At 33.1% G+C, this 19,971-nt stretch carries 18 protein-coding genes; 9 read left to right on the top strand and 9 right to left on the bottom strand.

Annotation, left to right across the window (positions count from 1 at the left end; all coding sequences use genetic code 11):
* Positions 1-22: 22 nt before the first annotated feature.
* The 4 genes from KO02_RS14580 to KO02_RS14595 are packed head-to-tail and all read left to right on the top strand — an operon-like array spanning position 23 to position 2,417.
* On the top strand, positions 23-1,078 hold the full coding sequence (locus tag KO02_RS14580) for a DUF2931 family protein (RefSeq protein WP_235212265.1): 1,056 nt from the start codon (positions 23-25) through the stop codon (positions 1,076-1,078).
* Complete coding sequence (locus tag KO02_RS14585) at positions 1,078-1,491, top strand: carboxypeptidase-like regulatory domain-containing protein (protein WP_038699410.1); 414 nt, start codon at positions 1,078-1,080, stop codon at positions 1,489-1,491. Before KO02_RS14580 ends, KO02_RS14585 begins: the two co-directional genes overlap by 1 nt.
* A complete protein-coding gene (locus KO02_RS14590; protein ID WP_038699412.1) occupies positions 1,488-2,048 on the top strand; it encodes a hypothetical protein in 561 nt (186 codons plus the stop codon). Before KO02_RS14585 ends, KO02_RS14590 begins: the two co-directional genes overlap by 4 nt.
* A 57-nt stretch (positions 2,049-2,105) precedes the next feature.
* Positions 2,106-2,417 (top strand): hypothetical protein, encoded by a 312-nt coding sequence (locus tag KO02_RS14595; protein ID WP_144243334.1) that lies wholly within the window; start codon positions 2,106-2,108, stop codon positions 2,415-2,417.
* A 286-nt stretch (positions 2,418-2,703) separates the two neighbouring features.
* Here the strand turns inward: KO02_RS14595 and KO02_RS14600 are convergent, their stop codons facing one another.
* The 9 genes from KO02_RS14600 to KO02_RS14635 all read right to left on the bottom strand — a co-directional run bounded on the left by KO02_RS14600 (position 2,704) and on the right by KO02_RS14635 (position 12,885).
* Complete coding sequence (locus KO02_RS14600) at positions 2,704-3,258, bottom strand: hypothetical protein (RefSeq protein WP_038699416.1); 555 nt, start codon at positions 3,256-3,258, stop codon at positions 2,704-2,706.
* Positions 3,259-3,383: 125 nt separating this feature from the next.
* Entirely contained in the window at positions 3,384-3,698 is a 315-nt protein-coding gene (locus tag KO02_RS14605; protein WP_038699418.1) for a hypothetical protein, read from the bottom strand.
* A 2-nt stretch (positions 3,699-3,700) separates the two neighbouring features.
* A complete protein-coding gene (locus KO02_RS24250; RefSeq protein ID WP_262506664.1) occupies positions 3,701-3,829 on the bottom strand; it encodes a hypothetical protein in 129 nt (42 codons plus the stop codon).
* 174 nt (positions 3,830-4,003) lie between these two features.
* Complete coding sequence (locus KO02_RS14610; RefSeq protein ID WP_038699420.1) at positions 4,004-4,669, bottom strand: hypothetical protein; 666 nt, start codon at positions 4,667-4,669, stop codon at positions 4,004-4,006.
* A gap of 10 nt (positions 4,670-4,679) precedes the next feature.
* Positions 4,680-5,312 carry an RHS repeat-associated core domain-containing protein gene (locus tag KO02_RS14615; protein WP_038699422.1) on the bottom strand — a complete coding sequence of 211 codons (633 nt, stop codon included), beginning with the start codon at positions 5,310-5,312 and terminating at the stop codon, positions 4,680-4,682.
* 619 nt (positions 5,313-5,931) lie between these two features.
* On the bottom strand, positions 5,932-6,411 hold the full coding sequence (locus tag KO02_RS14620; protein WP_038699424.1) for an SMI1/KNR4 family protein: 480 nt from the start codon (positions 6,409-6,411) through the stop codon (positions 5,932-5,934).
* A gap of 12 nt (positions 6,412-6,423) precedes the next feature.
* Positions 6,424-10,419, bottom strand: a complete 3,996-nt coding sequence (locus tag KO02_RS14625; RefSeq protein WP_038699426.1) for an RHS repeat-associated core domain-containing protein — start codon at positions 10,417-10,419, stop codon at positions 6,424-6,426.
* 527 nt (positions 10,420-10,946) lie between these two features.
* Entirely contained in the window at positions 10,947-11,498 is a 552-nt protein-coding gene (locus KO02_RS14630) for a DUF6705 family protein (RefSeq protein ID WP_038699428.1), read from the bottom strand.
* A 13-nt stretch (positions 11,499-11,511) separates the two neighbouring features.
* Positions 11,512-12,885, bottom strand: a complete 1,374-nt coding sequence (locus KO02_RS14635; protein WP_038699430.1) for a hypothetical protein — start codon at positions 12,883-12,885, stop codon at positions 11,512-11,514.
* Positions 12,886-13,390: 505 nt separating this feature from the next.
* Between KO02_RS14635 and KO02_RS14640 the strand changes: the two genes are divergently transcribed.
* The 5 genes from KO02_RS14640 to KO02_RS14665 all read left to right on the top strand — a co-directional run bounded on the left by KO02_RS14640 (position 13,391) and on the right by KO02_RS14665 (position 19,959).
* Complete coding sequence (locus KO02_RS14640) at positions 13,391-14,158, top strand: hypothetical protein (protein ID WP_038699432.1); 768 nt, start codon at positions 13,391-13,393, stop codon at positions 14,156-14,158.
* 8 nt (positions 14,159-14,166) lie between these two features.
* Positions 14,167-15,180, top strand: coding sequence for a hypothetical protein (locus KO02_RS14645; RefSeq protein WP_038699434.1), 1,014 nt, complete (start codon positions 14,167-14,169; stop codon positions 15,178-15,180).
* Positions 15,181-15,314: 134 nt separating this feature from the next.
* Positions 15,315-16,313, top strand: a complete 999-nt coding sequence (locus KO02_RS22875; protein ID WP_051959953.1) for a DUF2931 family protein — start codon at positions 15,315-15,317, stop codon at positions 16,311-16,313.
* Positions 16,314-16,333: 20 nt separating this feature from the next.
* Positions 16,334-18,928 carry a serine hydrolase gene (locus KO02_RS23355; protein ID WP_081918394.1) on the top strand — a complete coding sequence of 865 codons (2,595 nt, stop codon included), beginning with the start codon at positions 16,334-16,336 and terminating at the stop codon, positions 18,926-18,928.
* Positions 18,929-19,122: 194 nt separating this feature from the next.
* Positions 19,123-19,959 carry an RteC domain-containing protein gene (locus tag KO02_RS14665; RefSeq protein ID WP_038699436.1) on the top strand — a complete coding sequence of 279 codons (837 nt, stop codon included), beginning with the start codon at positions 19,123-19,125 and terminating at the stop codon, positions 19,957-19,959.
* The last annotated feature ends 12 nt before the right edge of the window (positions 19,960-19,971 follow it).

Here is a 19,971-nt window from a genome sequence, read left to right on the forward strand (position 1 = left end):
ATTAAAAATATCAGCCGTTATTATGCTTAAAATATACACCTTATTATCAGCAGGTTTTTTCGGACTGTCTTGTAATGGGAAAGCCGAAAAAGCAAGCTCCCAAGCGGTAGAAGAGTTTCATTGGAGAGAGACCATTTCATGCCCCGTTGGGTTCCCCATTGATGTGCACGATGGTGCTTTAATATTACCTGGTGGGGGATCAGTTGGGTTATATTTAGGCACACATAACGGCCCTTGGGGAGCAACGGGGAGAAGTATGAGTAATGGACTGAAGCCTTTGCCTAAAAAAATAGATGTCATATGGCTTTCTTATGCAGAAGATGCGTTTTATGAAATAGATACAGCTATTGATTACGATAAAATACTAGCTTTATTTAAAGAAGGTTATCTGGATAGTAATACGAAGAAAAATAGAACTTATACGACCATCGTAGTAGGTTTTGCTCCTGGAGGTGTAGTTGTAGTATGGCTTAATGGCCCAGGTAAACAAGTTGAAGTCGGGCGTTATCAAGGAAAAAAAACGGTAATTCCAGCAGAAGAAATTGCAAAACTAGATAATCATGAAAAACTATTATTCAGTCCTGAGTATCGTAAAGAAATCATGCTGAATGAAAAAATAGTACCTAAAGAAGTACGAGAAGCCAACGCAGGCAAACCCATACCATATGGTTTGTGGGATAGATTGAGGCAAAAGCATATTTGGAAATCAACCTATAGTATTGCCGATGGTGGGCAGGCTACAAATGCATATTTCATCATGCAAAATGGCGAAGAAGAGCAGTTGATTGATGAAACTTTTGAAAAAAATATTTTCGAAGAACGAGCTATCCCCCGAATTATGAATTTTGGCTGGCGGGCAAAGAACGGGCAACACTACGGCGGCGGTGTGGTGTTTGATGATGATGAAATTGTAAAAGCTTACGAGAAGATATTTAAAAACAAGCCTATCCAACCTGTTGAACTTGTCATTTCGGTAAATGAACAGAATACAGGGGTTGCCGCTACACTAAAATGTGGCGAGCAAGAAATTTCGATGCTAAAAATGAAGGTTTCTATTTTTAAATCTAGTAAAAAATAATGAGTATATCATTTGTAATTATAAGAAAGTTTGTCCTATTGGGTGTCATTTTATGCTTGATAAATAGTTGTTCACCAAGCATCTATACATTGCGAAAAACCGTAATAGGCTATGTGTATAACGAGCAGCAGCAACCTTTACAAAATGTACAAATCAGCTTTGTGGGCAACAATGCTTTTTCAAACCATCCGGTGCAGAGCAACGAAAAAGGGCAGTTTGTAATTCCTGCCTTGCAGTTCAAAAAATATAAGGATGTACTTGCGGTTCAAAACGGCATTTCCCGACAAATTATATTGTATAAAGAGGGCTTTGCAACGGATACAGTTTCATTAGAAAATGCTATTTACGACCGAAATATGCGGATAGTTGATACCATACAATTGAAACGTTTAGAACTAAAAAAGAATCCATGAGAAGAAAAGATAAGAAGATATATGCCTTTTTATACATCATACTTACACTACTGTTATTGGCAGATGTATGGGCTATTCAAACTTTAAAAATAAGTCTTGCGGGTTATTGGAGCGATCGGATTTTGTTTTGGATATGGGCAGCTGCTACCATTGCTTTTTTAGTTTTCTTCTGGAAAAACATATTCACAAAAATTTACTTCTTTGTCCTACTGTTGGGTTTTATTTTGAGTATTGTAGCGATGATGCTACCTTTTTACGCCATTTTATTTGCCAGTACAGGTAGTGAAAGAACCATGAGCTATACGCCAGAAGATGGAAAATACAGGTTGCAAATGATACAAAGTGTAATGGCTCGCCCACACTTACAGATTATAAAAAACAAGGGACTATTTGAAAAAGTAGTGGTAGATACTCGTGTCGATTTTTTGAAAAATGATAGCATAGGCTACCAAGATATTCGTGAAATAGAAGTGTTGAAAGATACCAAAGACAGCCTCATACTTAAATTTTACAGCCCTTCGAGGGTGTTGATAGAAGCGTTTGCATTTAAAGAATAGCGCACCCATGAATTTTAATGAAATAGACAACCGATCATGTTACTAAAATTATTCATTATGATTTCAATTTTATCTAAACCGTTTATAAATTCCTGTGAAGTAAATCAAGATTCTTGTATTTTAATTGTTCATTTTAAATCTAAAAAATGCGGTTTTATAAATATTTATCGAGAACAAATTATTTTCCAATTTTCTTGTGGGTGGAATAATATTGGAAAGGGAGCATTAAATATAGGAGAGGTGTCTTTTAACTATGAAAATGGGCAATTGTTGATCTATAAGATAAGCAATCATAAAAAAATACTTGCTTTAAAATGTGATGAAAATGTATATAGAATAGCTTTTGATTTTATAAGTGGTACAAAATAATGGGATAGCGTCTCAATATCAGCTAATCCAATTCCAATATTCGAGAACAATGTAAATAATTAATGCGTGGCTTTATCACACCTTTTTTGCTCTTTTTTATTCCGCTTTGGAGCAGAAACAGATTAAAAAAACCGCTTCGAGTGAAGCGGAGTTATATTAATTATTCAATTTCAAGAGACTGTAAATAATTAATGCGTGGCTTTGTCACACCTTTTTTGCCTCTTTTTTATTCTGCTTTAGAGCAGAAACAGATTAAAAAAACCGCTTCACTCGAAGCGGTTTTAGTTTATTGATTTTCCAATATCTGTTTTAATTTAATGCTATTGGTAGGCATTATTTGTTTTAGTTCTTCTATACTAAAATCTTTCAGATGTTTTACATCTTTTCTTTTTACTGTACCTTGTGTTAGAACTTCATCTACATAATTCTCTTTATAAAATCCGTCCCAAGGGTGAAACCCAAAAAACGTTTTTAAAATGTGGTCAAAATCTTGAGATTTATTCCTATACAATCCTAATGATTGGGATATTTCACTTTTATAATTTGGAACATTTTGATAATTAATTTCTCTTGTCGCAATTATGTCAAGACCATAATTTTTTATAGGATTACCGTTTATAGTAAGAATTATAATAGGCTTACTTAAATCTAAATTTTGTAACTCTTCTTTTATTTCTGCTTCTGATGAAAACAAGTAATTAAAAAAAGCTAAGGTATATTGTTCGGCACGTTTCCCTTCTATCTTAAATAAGTTGCAAAGCTGTCCTAACGTCCAAGCATTTTCATTTAATTTTATTGAGAATAACATTCCCTCTTCTAATACTATTTTTGTTTTAGCCATAATTCACGTTTTAATGACAACCTGTTTTTACTTCTTTTTTGTTCCGCTTTGGAGCGGAAAGAGATTAGAAATCGAGCTTGTTTTTACTCGGTTTTCTTGTATTTATTTGAAGTTTTTCATCTTATTTACAACCATCTGTTAGTTCCTAAATTATCATAGAATAAATTTAACTCTTTAGTATTAATAATTTTATTTTCGAATAAGTAATCCGTAATGTCTTCAGCAATTTCTTGATCTTCAGCACAACCTGTTGACTTAGCCAACACAAGTAATGCTTTTTCAACTGTAATGATATTATTTCTTGAATTCATTATAACTTCCTTTAATTGATTCTTAAGCATTTTATTGTAGCTATAATCGTCTGTATCGCTATCAAACACCATTTTATAATATTGAGAAATCTCATTCTCAATATTATCTATTTTTTGAAAATCATTCATTTTTATTTACAAATTTTATATGCACCAGCTGGTATTGCACCTTCGATTAATACTTCTGCATCTTTTGTAGCATAACTTAATGCTGACATGTTTAGTTGCTTTCTTGTTTGTGGATCAATTCCGCTTGACATATCAAAAACTTTAGATAAATCAAGTTTATCCGTATCAATTTCAATTATTATACTCGCACTCGTTTTTCCTCTCTTCGGATTTGGTTTACCATAAAATCGGCAGTTCCCTTTTTCTTTTTTGACACAAAAAACCGCTTCGATTGAAACGGTTTTTATTTTTAATTTTGCAAATTATTAGATTACTGATATATTCTTTAATCCTATTAATTCAATTCCTTTCAAGTCCACATTCTTACATTTTTCTAATAGTAAATTTTCAATACCCTTCATTTGTTCTATGGTTTCTTTTACTTGAATTAAAGAATTACAACTTTGTATAAATATAGTTTTGATTTTGTCGCATTTTTCAAGTCCTCTGATTGTAGTAAACTTTCCTTTTATAATGCGTAAGTATTCTAAATTATCCGTTTTGCTTAGAAAAGATAAATCTTCTGCTTCCACACCTCCAATCATCAATCGGTTTAACAATTTTAGGCATTCCCAACCTGTAATTCTGGAATAGTATCCAATATTAAGGTTTTCGAGTTTTAGAAAATTGGAAAGGTCAATAATATCAAAATCCCACCTTAAACTTTTCAAATTTGATAAATAGTATAAACCTTCAATATTAGATTTTTTGGTAAGTGGAACTAACCAATGAAAAGTTTCAATGAAATTTCTATCTTTTAAAAAATCAAAATTTACAGTCTTTTTTTGGTTATCATTTATATCTGTACGAATACAAACATCTTTAATATTATTTTGTTGGGCATAATCAAGACCTTCTTCAAGATAATCAAATAAAATTGTTATTCCTTTGAAGCTCGATGTTTCAGTAAGATTTACTTTGTATTTTTCCATAATATATTAATCAATGGCAAATTGTTTTCGCTCTTGCTTTTACGTCAGCTTCATAATCAGCACGTAATTTATCTGCTAACTCTGTTGCTTTTCCTTGTAAGTGTGGATTTGCGTCCCAAGTTGATTTACCGCTCATATGATTGTTTAAATACCCATCTGGTACATTATGTTTCCCTCCGGGTACAAATCCAGCATCATGCATTGCTTTATATTCAACCATTTTGCCAAGGTCATTATTACCTCCTGTACTTATATGGGCTTTTCCGATAAGTGTGTTATCTCCGCCCATTTTGCCTACTTGAAAGGTTCTTGTCGAAATAGAAACTGTCATTCTTCCGCTTTCTCCTTTCCCAATATACTTATCACCACTTGCAAACCCAAATAAATAAGCTCCGCCTGTTCCTGATAGACCGAAAATATCAACCCAAGTGTTGGTATCTTTCACATAAGCGTAAATATTTAAACCGCCAGCAATAGAAATAGGATCTTGAGAGATAAAAACACCTGCTTTGGGGTCGTAGTACCTAAAACGGTTATAATACAATCCTGTTTCTATATCTTCATATTGTCCTTGATAACGAAATGGAATAAAAGAACTTGCTCCTTCAAGATTACGGATTTTTCCATAAATATCCAACTCCAAACTTTTTCTCCTTTTTCATCAAATGCCTGGCATGGTGTTCCTAAATAATCGGTTACTATAGAGTATTTCTGATCTCCAACAATTTTGGCCGTAGGTTTAAATGTTCCTTCTTCGAAAACCCAAGTAATATAATCGGAGGTAATTGGCTCTGGTTTATTCTGTAGTAAGAATCCCATATCATCTACAATCCATTCGGGATGATTTTCTACTGTATAATTCCACTTATGTAATAGTGTATTTCCATCCCAAAGCCAGCATGTTATTTTATTTTCTGCATTTTTGAGATTTTTTGTCTAGGCTGAGTTTGTGGCTTATTTCAATAGGAATCAAAATGCAAGCGGAATGAAGGGGAAAAGAGCGCAAGTAAAAGAACCCCAAAGTATTATATGCAAATATGGATTGTGGATGAATTTTTGTTTTTGGCAATTTTAAGAGTAGAAAATGGAAGATTACAACCCTAAAAACCAAAAATAAACGATTGTAAATAATTGATTCGTGACTTTGTCACACCTTTTTTGCTCTTTTTTATTCTGCTTTAGAGCAGAAAGAGATTAAAAAAAACCGCTTCAATTGAAGCGGTTTTGCATATAAATTATTTTTATAGAATATTGTCAATTGATTATCTCATTGCTCCTTGAATTTTATTACAAAAATCTAAAAATGAGGGAGCAACTTCTGTGATATCTTTTGGGTTTTCATGGGTAAAATAAACCACAATTCCAGACTTAGATTCAATGCAATATAAATTTCCACTTGAATCATTACCGAACGGAAAATACTTCGAGGCAATTTCTTTTGTTCGCAAATCTTCCCTTAATGATTCCCACATTTTTTCAATTGAGTTATTTGAATTAGAAATTTCAAAAAATGCACCAACATCTAAAAAATTATAGTCATTGCTTGAAACTTCATAAAAAGAATCTCGGTAAAAAAATGCACCATAAGGAAAAATTACTCCATTATAAAGAGTATAAAATAAAACAAAATCCTTTTGCCCTTGAAAGGCAAAAGAAATATTTTTTAAAATATCTTCTTGTGTTAAAGTTGATTTATTCCCTTTAAATTTCAAATCATTGTTGATAAAAAAAACATTTTCCATATTATATTATATTTAATGACATCCGTTGGTAATTTTAGATGCAGATTCTGTATTGTATTTAACGCCGTGATGATCTTCAAAATCATTAACCCCTCCAATATGGCTTTTTTTATGTGCTTCAAGTGAAACCAATTGCATTTTCATTTCATTTGTTTTTGGGTCATAACTAATGTGGTGAGAAATCCACTTACTTGCATCAAAGCCTTCTTTTAATTTTGCTGCTTCATATAGAGCAACTTTATCATTATAATGATAGCCTGTTGCTTTTATAGTGTATATTCCTTGTGCATTAGGATGTAAAGATCCGATTGGAAAGGTTATATGCTCTGATAATCCAAAAATATCGGTACTTGTATTCGGATCGTGGACGTAAGCATAAATATTTAAACCACCTGCAATAGAAATTGGATCCTGACTTATATAATTCCCACTTTCTACATCGTAATACCGAAACCTATTATAATACAATCCCGTTTCTATATCTTCATATTGTCCCGGATAACGAAATGGGATAAAAGAACTTGCTCCTTCAAGATTACGGATTTTGCCATAAATATCCAACTCCATTTCCCAAACTTTTTCTCCTTTTTCATCAAATGCTTGGCATGGTGTTCCTAAATAATCGGTTACTATAGAATATTTTTGATCTCCAACAATTTTGGCCGTAGGTTTAAATGTGCCTTCTTCAAAAACCCAAGTAATACAATCGGAAGTAACTGGCTCTGGTTGATCTTGCTGCAAGAATCCCATATCATCTACAATCCATTCGGGACGATTCTCTACTGCATAATTCCATTCATGTAATGGCGTATTTCCATCCCAAACAAAACGAGTGATGTTATTGGCTACAATTTTAGCTGTTCGTCTTCCTATAGCATCATATTCAAATATTACTTTTGTTCCATTGGGTTTTTCTACCTGTTTGAGCATTCCATTTCCTTGCCACTGGTACTTCCAGGTTTCTTTTCCTGTTTTCTGAATTAGATTGCCTTCAACATCGTACAGATAGAAAAATTCTTTGTCTCGTATTAACTTTCCTCCTATTCCATATTCTTTATCATTCCGCTCTTTTGTTTCAAATAGATTTCCTACCTCATCTGGAAACTTATAATCGTATTGCCCGTCTTCATATTTTGCCCAAGCTAAACTTCCAAAAGCATCATGCCCATAATCGGTTTGTCCTTGGGTAAGCTCATTGACCATTTTCCATAAACGGTTATTGGTGCTCCAACTGTAACGACGATGGCGCATAATTTGTTTTTCTGATTTTACCTGATGTACAATAGGGTGTCCGCCAGAATCATATTCCCAATTACTTTGTATTCCCCCACTCATAGTGCGACTTAACTCTTGTCCCATCACACTATATTGTCGCTGCATTTCCCATGAATTTTCTAAATCCTTCGTTCCTGCTTGCGTTTGAATCAGATTGCCTAACTTATCATATTCATGTTGGACATTAGCTCCTAAACTACTGGTTACTGCTATGCGTTGTCCATTACGATTAAAAATACTTTGTACACCATGTTCGCCTTGCTGATCCTCAATAATGCGTCCCATCGCATCACGCTGTAATTTCACAGTAATTTGCTCATTGACTGCTTCAATCATGAGACCTCGTTTATCATAACTATAGGCTTCCCAACTTCCATCATAATATTCGGAACGGATAATTTGCCCAATCAGATTATACTCATATTCCGTCCATCGATCTTCTGGTCGTTCAATGCGGACTACTTTACCTGCTCGATCTCTTCGGTACTCTCTTTTTAATCCGTCGAATCCAATTTCTTCTACAACATCTCCATTTCCATTTCTACGGAAACGGTATAATTCTTTATGTTCATTTTGAATGTTTACTAATTCTTCATTTTCATTATACGCAAACTTCACTTTTACTCCATTCTCTTCCCGCATGGTGAGATTGCCCATCGGTGTATATTCAAAGCGCACATCGTGATGATTGTCTCGGGCATGAATAACTTCATCGTAGGCATTATATTGTAATCGTACAGAACTATTATCGGGATGAATTACTTGTATCACTCTACCGAGTGCATCATAACTAAATTTTTGAGTTCCTCCCAATGGATTGGTTGATTTTTCAACTTCACCTCGATCATTATAAGTCCAAGTCGCTATGTCACCTTCTGGTAAATACATCTTAACCAGATTATGCTGCTTATCATATTCTAATCGGGTTCTACGTTTACTCACATCACGAATTTCACGAACTAATCCTTCTTCGTTATATTCAAATGCTGTTATTCCTTTATCGGGTGCTACTGTAGTTCGCAATACACCTGATTCATCATAATTCCATATTCGCCTATTTCCTTCGGGATCATTGGCTATAATTAATCGATCGTTTTCATCATATACATAGGTATATTGTGAACTATCAGGCTGAATAACTGATTTTAAATTGCCTTTATCATCATAGGTATAGCCAGTCAAATTTCCTTCTTCATCGATCTCACGGTACAATTCGAACATATCGGTGTATTCGAAAAATTTAGAATTCCCTAATGCATCTTGAATTTGAGTGCATAAAAAATCTTCATTATAATAGTATATACTTTCATTGCCCAAGGCATCGGTAATCACATTGTATCCTAATTCTGGGTAATAGGCCAAACGTCCTTCTAGAACGCCCCCATCTCCCCAAGTATGAACGCATCGTCCTTGTTTATCATATTTCCAATAGAATGTTTGTCCATTACGGTCTGTTTTGGAATCCATCAAATGATTGTGATAGGTAATTGTTGTTGCTTTTTCTAATGCATCCAAAATCGCAATCAAATCTCCTTCCTCACTATAACGGTATCCTACTAATAGTTCTTTTCCTTTTTTGGTTTGCAAATACACTGCCGTAATACGCTTTTGTTCATCAAGATCAAAAGTCAAAACTCTACCACAGCTGTCTGTTATTCCATGAAGTGCTGTTCCTGCATAATGCAATTGTATGGCCAATCCTGCTACATTACTGATGCTCACTGCTACGCATTTTGCATTCGTAACTGCTTCGTAGCTATACGTTAATAGCGAATTGTGGTTATAAACTGTATAATTATTCCCGATTCTTTTTAAGGTTAATCGTTCCATTCGATGGTAAAACTCTTGTTCTTCTTCTAAAAGAGGAAATCCTGCACTGCGTCCATCTGGAAGCATAACTCCAATAAATCCATCACTATGATGGATGGTTAAATCAAGGCTATAGCTAAAATGATATCCATGTCCTAATTGATGTTCATAGGAAGCATCTGAATTCCAAATACGCTCCCATACTAATGGGATAGGTCCCGGTAATTCAAAATCTATTACTTCAGAAAAGACTATTCCTTGTACTAAATCTACGGGTTCGAAACCATGCTTACATAAAAATTTACTCAATCGATTAGGTCCTTTTGCTGCTTTATTAGCTAACTTATTTAGTTTTTTAAGCATTGAACTGAATACTTTCCCAAGGCCTTTCATTAGAAAACCAAATCCTAATCCTGCTGCCAAATTGATGAGTATCCCCATTAAATCTGGAACATAAGGACCGGCAATATTCACAGGCTTACCCGTTGGAATAGGTAAACTCATACTTGTGGGTGCAAATAAGGATGGAATAGGTTTCCACCATTTTTTTCCAGGGGATAAACTCAATGGAATTCCAATATCATTGCACGTCATTTCCATATAACCTTTTGGACTAATACGACGTCCTTCCATATAAGCATCTTTACTTCCAAAAAAGTTCATTGATTCATGGCCAATTACGGGTATCATTGCAAACGGCCCCGTAAATAATGGAATGTGTATAAAGGTTATGATTCTTCCTCCCGTATCGGTAACACCTCTAGGTACACCATTTACATTGACCGAAGAACCAATAAAAGGAATATAGTCCATCGGGTCGATTACAATCCCAATGTAGGGATGTATCGGATTAAAAGGTGGTAATGTATTGAAATGCAAATCAATACCAATCACAGGGGTAAAATGATTATTTGTTAGCAACATAACCGTGTATTTTTAAGATTCACTTTCTTTTTTCTCCGGTAGGCTTTCTTTCAGCCTATATGCTGATTCTTATTTTTATTCTCATGTAATCCATGATGGTGTACGGTAAAACCGTAACCCATAATACCTAAGCTACTTTTAGCAAAGCTTGTAGCAATGAAAATGATGGTATGTATTTAATTTTGGTTAATAACCAATTTTGATGACCGAGACGATATTTACCTAAAAAACTCAGTCACAGGATATTAAACTTAGTGTTTTTTTAAATAACTTTATGTTATTGGTTGCTAATATTACTAATATTTTTAGTTCGCAGACCAAGTGTTACAGATAACAAGATACATACAGTAATATAATAAAGGCATCCCATTGACCTTACAAAGGTCTTTAATCAACCCATATCCAGTTAACATTTTTAGTATGTATATTTTGGATGTCCCAATTAGAATAGGTTTATAAAAGAAAAAGCCTTTCTTACTCTAAATGAATATTATATATAATAATTATTCAAACGTTTTTTTTTAAAATTACTTCTTTGTTAAAATAATATCTGTTGGGATTGAAAAAGCCCTATCTTTTTTTGGCTTTGATTCACCCGGTAAAACAACGGTTATTCCTCCTGGAATATTATTTAGTGTCATTCTAGCTTGATTATTGCCTAATAATTCTAATTCGATATATATTGTCTTCATTTTAATTACATCGGAAGTTGAAAATTTAATAATATTTTGGGCAATTGTCCTACCACTTTTCCTATAACCATCCAACGTACTATTGGATATTATCTCTCCATTTCCTTTTTCATAATAGTAATCAAGTTGAGGATTATCAAAAAAAACCTCTAATTTAGGAGTAAACGTTTTTTTTTGTTCGATTTTAATAATTAAATTTTCATTTCCATTTTTATATTCCCAAACACCTTCAAAAGGTTTTTCTTTTTCCATCTGTTCTGAAAATCTGTAATAGTCACCCTTTTTTAATTCGGGAATCTCTCCTTTTTTGAGGATTATTACTTTTTCTTGTCCATGTAGTATACTACTGCATAAAAACACTATTACTAAACTTATATATTTTTTCATATCTATTTTTTTATTAATTACAATTATTTACAACTATATTTAATCCTGATGTTGCTTTACTAATAGAATTCCATTGGCTAAAATCGGCATTTGCTTTCATTAATTTAAGCCCTGAGCCTTCTAATACTGTTAGTAAAGCAAATTCACGTGCTTGAATTACATTGAAAGCCAAGGACATATTTTGAAATGCATAATCATAAAGATTTTCCATTTGTTCCATAACTGTATTATTACTAAAACTTGCATTTCCAAAGTTATTAAATGTCGATGCATTATCAATCATCATGACATATGTGGTGCCATGACTGGACACGACTGTTGCGGTAAACGTCGATGTATTCTGGATATTACCGCCTTGATACAATTGATAAATGGCTTTTATATCAGCTATTGAAAATGTAGAAAAACCAGTTTTAGAATCTCCTACTACATGTGTATGCATATATCCACTAATAGGACTTGTTGGTGAAAGTTCTATTTCATGTGTATTAGAATTTCCTTCAATAGCTTCGTAACTAGTAGAAGTTCCATTTGTAGTCATTAAAAATCCTGTTTCATAATTTACGTTTAGGCTTGCTTTTAGTTCGTTCAGTTTTCCTTTGAATTCTGCATCATTTGCCTTCTTCTTCATCTCTTTACAAGGGGTCGTTGCTGCTTCCTCAGGATTATTTCCTGCTCCGCCACTGCTTCCGCCATAATTCCACCATCCAGAATTAGAAGGATTTGAATTAGGCCCTGTTAGTGGTCCATAAGCTAACCATACATCTCTAATGCCACCATTGCCAGCAGGTGAAGTACTTCCGTCTACTTTTACAGGGTCTAGTATGCCACCATCAATAGGATCATCTGGTATAAAGCCAATAACGCCTTTGTTACCTTGCTCTCCTGTATTATAAACTAATTGATGTGTGATAATACCATTTTTCACATTGTATCCACTAGAGAAATTTCCTTCCAGATCAGTAATAAGAATTACTCCTGTAAAGTTTTCATCTGTACTACTCTGGTCACGTCGCATACTAAAAACACGGGCAATAATCTCATTCTCCATTTTAAATAATATTACTCTACTGTAATATTTTGGATAAGCAATTACTGCTGGAATTACCGTTATTTTTTGATCACTATTAATCAATGGTTCATGACTAATTTGGTCTTGGAATAATGTTACAAAAATCGTAGATAATGTATCCTTTGCTTCTTTTGCTTTTTTTTCAGTGTTGAAAAGTTTATTGTGATTAAGGTAAGCTTTGGCCTCTTCTAGGCTTACTGTAGTAATGGTTCTTAAATTAGTATTTTTAATTTCTTCCAGTCCATTTTCATAATGACTACAACTATAAATAAAACATAGGAATAGCAATAGGTAATAGTAAATTTTTCCGCTCATAACACTAGATCTTTATTCATATTATTAGGCAAAATAGGGAAATATTTTAAAATAGGGAAACCTTTTCAATACAAATACACCTTATAATCAATGATTTACGGTTTTACCGTAATTTTTATTGGGCTCAGAAGCTATTTTGGTATATATACTCTTGGGTCTACCAATTAAAAATACTAATTAAGACGACCTTTCTTAATTGAAGAATCGAAATTCGATGTTTTAAGACCAGTGTAAAGCATCTGAAATATAATAGAATTCAAATTGGTAATAATTCTGATTTTAGTAAAAGGATATTGTTTATAGCTGATTGTAAAGAATGGCACCGTACAAGACTGCTTAGAAAAATAATTTTTTAGGATGAGCCTTTTTTTTCTTTACCCAATAGCAACGCTCCTTCACCAAGTAATGGCATTGACAAATTTTCCGCCATCGATCCAATTTAATTGGTCATCTTTATCTCTCATCTAAATTTAAAGATTTGATAAAATCCATAATATTCGGCATCATGTTTTGTGTAGGATTAACGGCTTGCCAACCGAAGCCGCAAAAAACAATCCCTTTACCTATAGAAAATGCGTTAATAAAAATTACGGATTGTGGGGTAACTTATAGTGGAAAACAATTGCCGTTTGGGGAAAATATTGAAGCCTGGGAAAAGGTATTGGGACAAAAAAGCAGTCGCCCGCTATTTGGTATGTTTGATGATTTGGGCGTAGCCGTATCAATAGATGACACATCCGATAAGGAAGCTGCTTTTTATATTTTCTTTACCAATTTAGATAGCCCAGAAGGTAAAGCTGGAGAATTAAGTAGAGCGCATAGTGTCAACATGAAACCTTTTGAAACTATCGAAAAAGAATATAAAGCGGCTAATTTACCGATGACCGAAACACTGAAAGCTCAAATTAAAAAAGATTTAGAAGAAACTTACAACCCCGAACAATATTTTTATCCTTACCATACATTTAAAGGCGTGGTCAATGTACAAGGTGTACCTATATCTGGCGATATGAATTTGCAAAAAATTAATGAATATAGGGAGCAAACCAAAAAGCTGGATATTTTTACTTTTTGGGATCGAAACGTGAATATGATAGATGAAACCTTAACAACGGAAGGCAAAGATGGAGTATATTTTCAAGTAACGGATAAAGAATGTAATGGAAAATTGTACAGAATTGTTTTGTTCTTTACAAACTACAAATTAGAATACATCCGTGTCCAGAATTTGAGTAAAAGTTATATGGAAATGTTGAAAAAATTAGAAGAGTAGACCGAAATATGTACAAATCACTATATAAAGTGGCGTTCAACGTTTTTGTTTTATTAGCTATGGTAAATAGCAGTTGTGGACAAAAAGCAAATGGAATGACCGAAAAGAAAATTTTAGCATTAGAAAAACAGGTAAAACACTACGATAAAGAGCCAGGATATTTCATTATGTTTAACAGCTATTTTTGTAATATAGAGGTTTTTGTAAACGATATTGCCATTTATAAAAATTATGGAGCAGAAGAACTCACCACGTTTTACCCCTTAGATTTAAACGAATATATTTTAAAAAGTGGTGAGCAAAAAGTAACCGTTCGATTACTTCCAGAAGAGGGCAATACGCTGTCCAAGGAAACAAGTATGAAACTTAAGATTGCAAGAATAGCAAATTTAAAAACATACAAAAATTTTGAAAAGGAAAAGAAAGTTCTGGTCGAATATGAAACCCCAATAGTGCCAAAAGAAGGCAAAACAGACGTAGAATATGGTGGATATTTCCAATATGCCGGATTACCTGTTTTTGAAAAAACGTTCACATTTCAGGCCGATGTTCCCTATACCGTACAAGGATGGGAAAACAGCCAAGTTTTAAATGGAAACGACCAAGATTTATCAAAATTAGAAAAAGAAGTAGTGGCATTTTACCAGCAAGTAAAAAATATATATGGAAAGCGAGATCAAGAAAGCTTTAGGATATTAGTGGAGCCCCGTTTGAAAGAAATAGCACAATCACACTATTATAATCAAAAAGATTTTAAGAAGATGATTGACGGTATAAATCAGATGTTTGGAAATGAAAATAAAGTTCATGCTATTGAGGATTATAAACTAAAGTTTTATGCCAATGGACGAATTGCAACATTAGAACCAAAGGATAGTGTAAATGTCAAATTAGATCAAGTACTACGCTTTGAAACAGCAATTTATGATGATTATTTAAAACGAGAAGTAAAAGGAACGGCAGGATTTAGAATGCGATTGCACAAACCCAAAGGCAGTAATGCATTTGAGATTATACGATAGTTGTAAATGCAGCTGTATTAGTTGTTATATATGGACAAAAGACAATATTTATGTACAAAATTAGATTCGTATTATTCATCAGCTTTTTTTGCTCGAATTTTGTTTCATGTCAGGAAAAAAAAGCAAACACCACTATGAGTCAAAATACAACCGGAGCAACTAAAGAATTTAAGTGGCGGGAAACAATCACTTGTCCTTTGGGATATCCTGTTGATGTTTATGAAGGTGGATTAGAGTCAAATAAAGGCTCTACTAGTCTTTATCTAGGTACACATACTGGAACTTATGGCTGGGGGCACATAGGAGGTAGCATGAGTTCGGGTATTAAACCATTACCAAATCGTTTGGATGTTGTATGGCTTTCTTATGCAGAAGATACCTTTTATCATATCGATACAAAGCTTGATTATGATAAAATACTCGCCTTATTTGAGGAAGGTTATCTCGATAGTTTTACACATAAAAAAATGACGTATTCAACTATAGTTGTAGGCTTTGCTCCAGGTGGAGTTGTTGTTGTATGGCTTTTTGGTGCTGGAAAACAAATTGAGGTAAGTCGATATGAAGGAAAAAAAATAGTTATACCAGAGCAAGAAATTGCGAAGCTAGATAGCCACGAGAAGTTATTATTTAACCCAGATTATCGCAAGTCCATTATGTTTAATGAAAAAATTGTGCCTCTAGAAGTGCGAGAAGCTAACAAAAATAAACCCATACCCTTTGGGCTATGGGATACGTATAGAAAAAAATACAATTGGAAACCAAGCTATTCAATTCCTAATGGTGGTGAAGCAATTAATTCCTTTTTCATTATGCTAAATGGCGAGCAGGAGGAATTTATTTATGAGACGTTTAAAAATAGAACATTTAGTCCAAGAGCTGTTCCTAGAATGGTGAATTTAGGATGGCGAGATTCTACTGGACAACGTTATGGAGGATCAGTAATTTTTAATGAGCAAGAAATTCTGAAGGTTTATCAGGAATTATATAAAAATGGTGCTGTTAAAAGTGCTGAATTAGTATTTAAGGTAAATGTCTCAAATACTGCTATAATGGTATTCTTAAACTCCGAAGGACAAGAGGTTATAATCCGTGAAAATAAAATTGAAATATTTAAATCGAGTAAGCAATAAATGCAATTAAAAACATCCTTATGAGTAATAAAGTTACATCCTTAATCATTATAATCTTCTTATCTATTTCAATAGAAGGAGCTGCTTGTACGATGTACAAGATTACTAAAAATGGCAAAACTATTGTTGGAAACAATGAAGATTATATAAGTCCGAATAGTCAATTTTGGTATGAAACTGCAAAGGTAGATAGATTAGGCGTAATGTACATGGGACAGCTCAATAACTTCGCGCAAGGCGCCATTAATGAAAAAGGGTTGATGTTTGATGGTTTTTATGCACCTTATTTAGCGATAAATAATACTGCAGGAAAAGCAAAAGTTACTATAGGAAAAGCGATTAGGCAGGTGATGCAGACAATGAGCAGTGTGGAAGAGGTTAAATCTTATCTGCAGACCATCAATTTATCTTCTCTCACCAACAGCATGCTTGTGTTTGTAGACAAATCTGGTGCTTATCTTATAGTAGAAGGCGATGAAATGATTATTGGCAAGGAGTCAGAAAAGTCGTTTTCCAATTTCTATTATTCTCAAACTAAAGAATTAAGCGAGGTCAAACTCGACTACTTTCAAAACGGACAAAAATTCATTGATGCTTCAAGCGGCAAAGCAACGCTTGACTATTGTGGGGAAGCAATGGGACATTTTTCCCAAAAAAAATCAATATCAGCGACGCAGTATTCGACAATTTATGATTTGAATTCTTTAAAAATAAGGGTGTATTTCTTTCACGATTATACACAGTTTGTAGAAATTGATTTAAAAAAGGAATTAAAAAAAGGCAATACTAAAATCATGATTGCTGATTTATTTCCCAAAGAATCTATTGGATATAAACATTATTTGAAATACAACAATCCGGAAAATCCAACATTGTTTGTTGAAGAGCTGATAGGCAATACAAAATTTTCCGAAAAGGAACTTGAGCAACTGGACTTTTCCGACGATATGAATGTAATCGGCTATGAATGGTTAAAAGACAAAAAAAATCCTAAAGCTGCCATCAAGGTTTTTGAGTATGCGGTTCGTTTACTGCCCAATAATGCAGATTTGTACGATAGTTTGGGAGAAGCTTATTTTGAAATCAAAGATTGGCATAATGCCATTAAAAATTACAGCAGGTCATTAGCAATTGACCCTAAAAACGAAAATGCTGTTGAAATGCTTCGGAAGGTCAAAGAGCAAAAAGGAAATGCTAAAGATGATTCTTTTAAAAACCTTAGTAGTATAATAGATCAATATGCCGAAGATACGTTGAAAAAAGGGAATATCAATTCGCTGGCAATAGCTATTTACAAAGATGGTAAAATCTATCAACAGTATTATGGTGAAACAGACAAAAATTCAGGCAACAAACCTGATGATAGCACACTGTATGAAATTGCTTCTATTTCAAAAACCTTTGCAGGTTCTTTAGCTGCCAAAGCAGTTGTAGAGAAAAAGATAACATTGGATGACGATATTAGAAAATATTTAGCAGGTAATTATCCAAACTTACAATTTGAGAATATTCCCATTACGATTAAAGATCTATTGACCCATACGCTTGGTTTTAAAAACAAGACACCCAAAAAATTAGAAAAAGTCAATAAAAAAACAAACAAAGGTTACTATGAAAACAGACCTTTTAATTATAACATGTCCAATCTGTTGGAAGAGCTTAAAACGGTTGTATTAGATAAGAAACCTGGAACATTTTACAGCTACAATTCTGTAGGTCCAGAATTAGTTGCCTATATTTTAGAACAAGTTTATCATAAATCTTATGGTGATATCTTACAAGATTTCCTGACAGAAGTAAAAATGGAGAACACCTATTTGCAAGATTACGAAAAACATAAAAAACAGCTAGCCAATAGTTATGGTGAATACAAAAAATTGGCGCCATTAGACAAAAACCCTCTATTGGGAGGGGCTTATGGAATGATCAGCAATTTACCTGACCTTACGAAATTCATGCAATTTCAATTGGAAAGTAATAACCCATTCATCAAAGAATCTACACGTCTTTTATTTAAAGAAGAAGTAGATAATGATGATAAGGGATATTTGTGGGATGTTGGATTCGGCAAAAAAGAAGGGTTCTATTATGGCAAAACAGGTACTTCAAATGGGGTGCAAAGCGGTGTTTTGATTTGCCCGGATTCTCATTATGGATTGATATTAATTATGAATAATAACTCTGATGCAGCACAAAAAGATTGGACAAGTCTGTACAATAAAATTGAAACCGATTTAATTAATTACCCAAAGATCAATTTGGTTTCATTATTACAAAAAGAGTTTATGACTGATTTTGTAAAAGCAGCTGAGAATTATAAAAAATTAAAAAAAGATACGTCTAATTATACAGCAGGAAGTTTACAATTAAATAATTTTGGATATGAATTACTCTCTGGTCATCAAATACAAAAGGCAATAGAAATATTTGAACTTGCAATTTCAGAAGATTCAAAAAATGCAAACTTATATGACAGTCTTGGAGAGGTCTATTTTAGTGATAAGAATTACAAAAAGGCACTTGTTAATTATAAAAAATCACTCGAGTTAAACCCCGAAAATAGCAATGCAAAAAAATACATTGCTGAACTTAACAATTTAAAATCAAGTCGTTAAATATTTTTACTAAAATTCTTTTATTAACCCCAAAGATATAGCTTACTATATCTAGTTCGAAAGTGACTAGTTCTGTAAGCAATCCTATATTTAATCCAATAAAATACTAAGTAATTTTCCGCATAAAGGAAACTTCTAAAAATGAGTAATAAACAGTAGTAAGTGCAATCTATTATAATATTCATGCTAACTGAATGGACAATTTTTATAAGAAACAGCTTAATGCTTTGAAAACTGAAATCAAAGAGCTTGAGATTGAATCCGATTCCTCCATACAACAGGTAGAAGCTATTATATGTCTTATTGTTACGTGTTTGTCAGACATAAAAGATTATGTCTTAAAAAGAGGTTTTAAGAGTATAAATGAAGAAATTCATTTTTTTAAATATCAAAAACCTAGTATTGTTTCAAAGCTCATCTACTATAATGCCATTTACAAAATTGGGACAAGAAAGCCTTATGGCGGAACAAAACTTATAAAGAAGTACCTTAATAGTGAATTAAGAAAGCTCAAAAGATACTTTGATAATAACCTTGAGTTTTATAAATACTATCGAACAAATAGTATTTATCTTGATGAAAAATATTTTGTTCGTGGTAAATATGACATTAAATTAAATCTCGACACCTACTATTTTGAATCAGATCATAATTTTTCAACTTCTTACGATTATAAAGTTGCCAAAATAATAGCTAATGATCTAATACAGGTTTATTTAGAAGATCAACTTTATTTAAACAAGCAGCATCCAGTATCCAAACAACTACCCAACATGAATATTAGCTGGACTGGGAGCAAGACTGCGTTGATAGAGCTGATATACTCCTTGCATTATCAGGGTGTATTTGACAATGGAAATACAGATATTAAACTTATTGCCAAAACGTTTGAAAGATTTTTTAATATTGATTTGGGTGACTTTTATCATACATTTATGGAACTTAAATCCAGAAAAATTAACAGAACAAAATTCCTTGACAGCCTGCGTGATGCACTGATAAAGAAAATGGATGAGCAAGATAAAGAATAACCAATGCTACCA

This window comes from Sphingobacterium sp. ML3W (assembly GCF_000747525.1).
Classification (GTDB): Bacteria; Bacteroidota; Bacteroidia; order Sphingobacteriales; family Sphingobacteriaceae; genus Sphingobacterium.

Excerpts from the sequence above, each read along its gene's own strand:
- KO02_RS14580 (WP_235212265.1), top strand. The coding sequence starts at position 23 with ATGCTTAAAATATACACCTTATTATCAGCAGGTTTTTTCGGACTGTCT.
- KO02_RS14585 (WP_038699410.1), top strand. The coding sequence starts at position 1,078 with ATGAGTATATCATTTGTAATTATAAGAAAGTTTGTCCTATTGGGTGTC.
- KO02_RS14590 (WP_038699412.1), top strand. The coding sequence starts at position 1,488 with ATGAGAAGAAAAGATAAGAAGATATATGCCTTTTTATACATCATACTT.
- KO02_RS14595 (WP_144243334.1), top strand. The coding sequence starts at position 2,106 with ATGATTTCAATTTTATCTAAACCGTTTATAAATTCCTGTGAAGTAAAT.
- KO02_RS14600 (WP_038699416.1), bottom strand. The coding sequence starts at position 3,258 with ATGGCTAAAACAAAAATAGTATTAGAAGAGGGAATGTTATTCTCAATA.
- KO02_RS14605 (WP_038699418.1), bottom strand. The coding sequence starts at position 3,698 with ATGAATGATTTTCAAAAAATAGATAATATTGAGAATGAGATTTCTCAA.
- KO02_RS24250 (WP_262506664.1), bottom strand. The coding sequence starts at position 3,829 with ATGTCAAGCGGAATTGATCCACAAACAAGAAAGCAACTAAACATGTCA.
- KO02_RS14610 (WP_038699420.1), bottom strand. The coding sequence starts at position 4,669 with ATGGAAAAATACAAAGTAAATCTTACTGAAACATCGAGCTTCAAAGGA.
- KO02_RS14620 (WP_038699424.1), bottom strand. The coding sequence starts at position 6,411 with ATGGAAAATGTTTTTTTTATCAACAATGATTTGAAATTTAAAGGGAAT.
- KO02_RS14625 (WP_038699426.1), bottom strand. The coding sequence starts at position 10,419 with ATGTTGCTAACAAATAATCATTTTACCCCTGTGATTGGTATTGATTTG.
- KO02_RS14630 (WP_038699428.1), bottom strand. The coding sequence starts at position 11,498 with ATGAAAAAATATATAAGTTTAGTAATAGTGTTTTTATGCAGTAGTATA.
- KO02_RS14635 (WP_038699430.1), bottom strand. The coding sequence starts at position 12,885 with ATGAGCGGAAAAATTTACTATTACCTATTGCTATTCCTATGTTTTATT.
- KO02_RS14640 (WP_038699432.1), top strand. The coding sequence starts at position 13,391 with ATGTTTTGTGTAGGATTAACGGCTTGCCAACCGAAGCCGCAAAAAACA.
- KO02_RS14645 (WP_038699434.1), top strand. The coding sequence starts at position 14,167 with ATGTACAAATCACTATATAAAGTGGCGTTCAACGTTTTTGTTTTATTA.
- KO02_RS22875 (WP_051959953.1), top strand. The coding sequence starts at position 15,315 with ATGAGTCAAAATACAACCGGAGCAACTAAAGAATTTAAGTGGCGGGAA.
- KO02_RS23355 (WP_081918394.1), top strand. The coding sequence starts at position 16,334 with ATGAGTAATAAAGTTACATCCTTAATCATTATAATCTTCTTATCTATT.
- KO02_RS14665 (WP_038699436.1), top strand. The coding sequence starts at position 19,123 with ATGGACAATTTTTATAAGAAACAGCTTAATGCTTTGAAAACTGAAATC.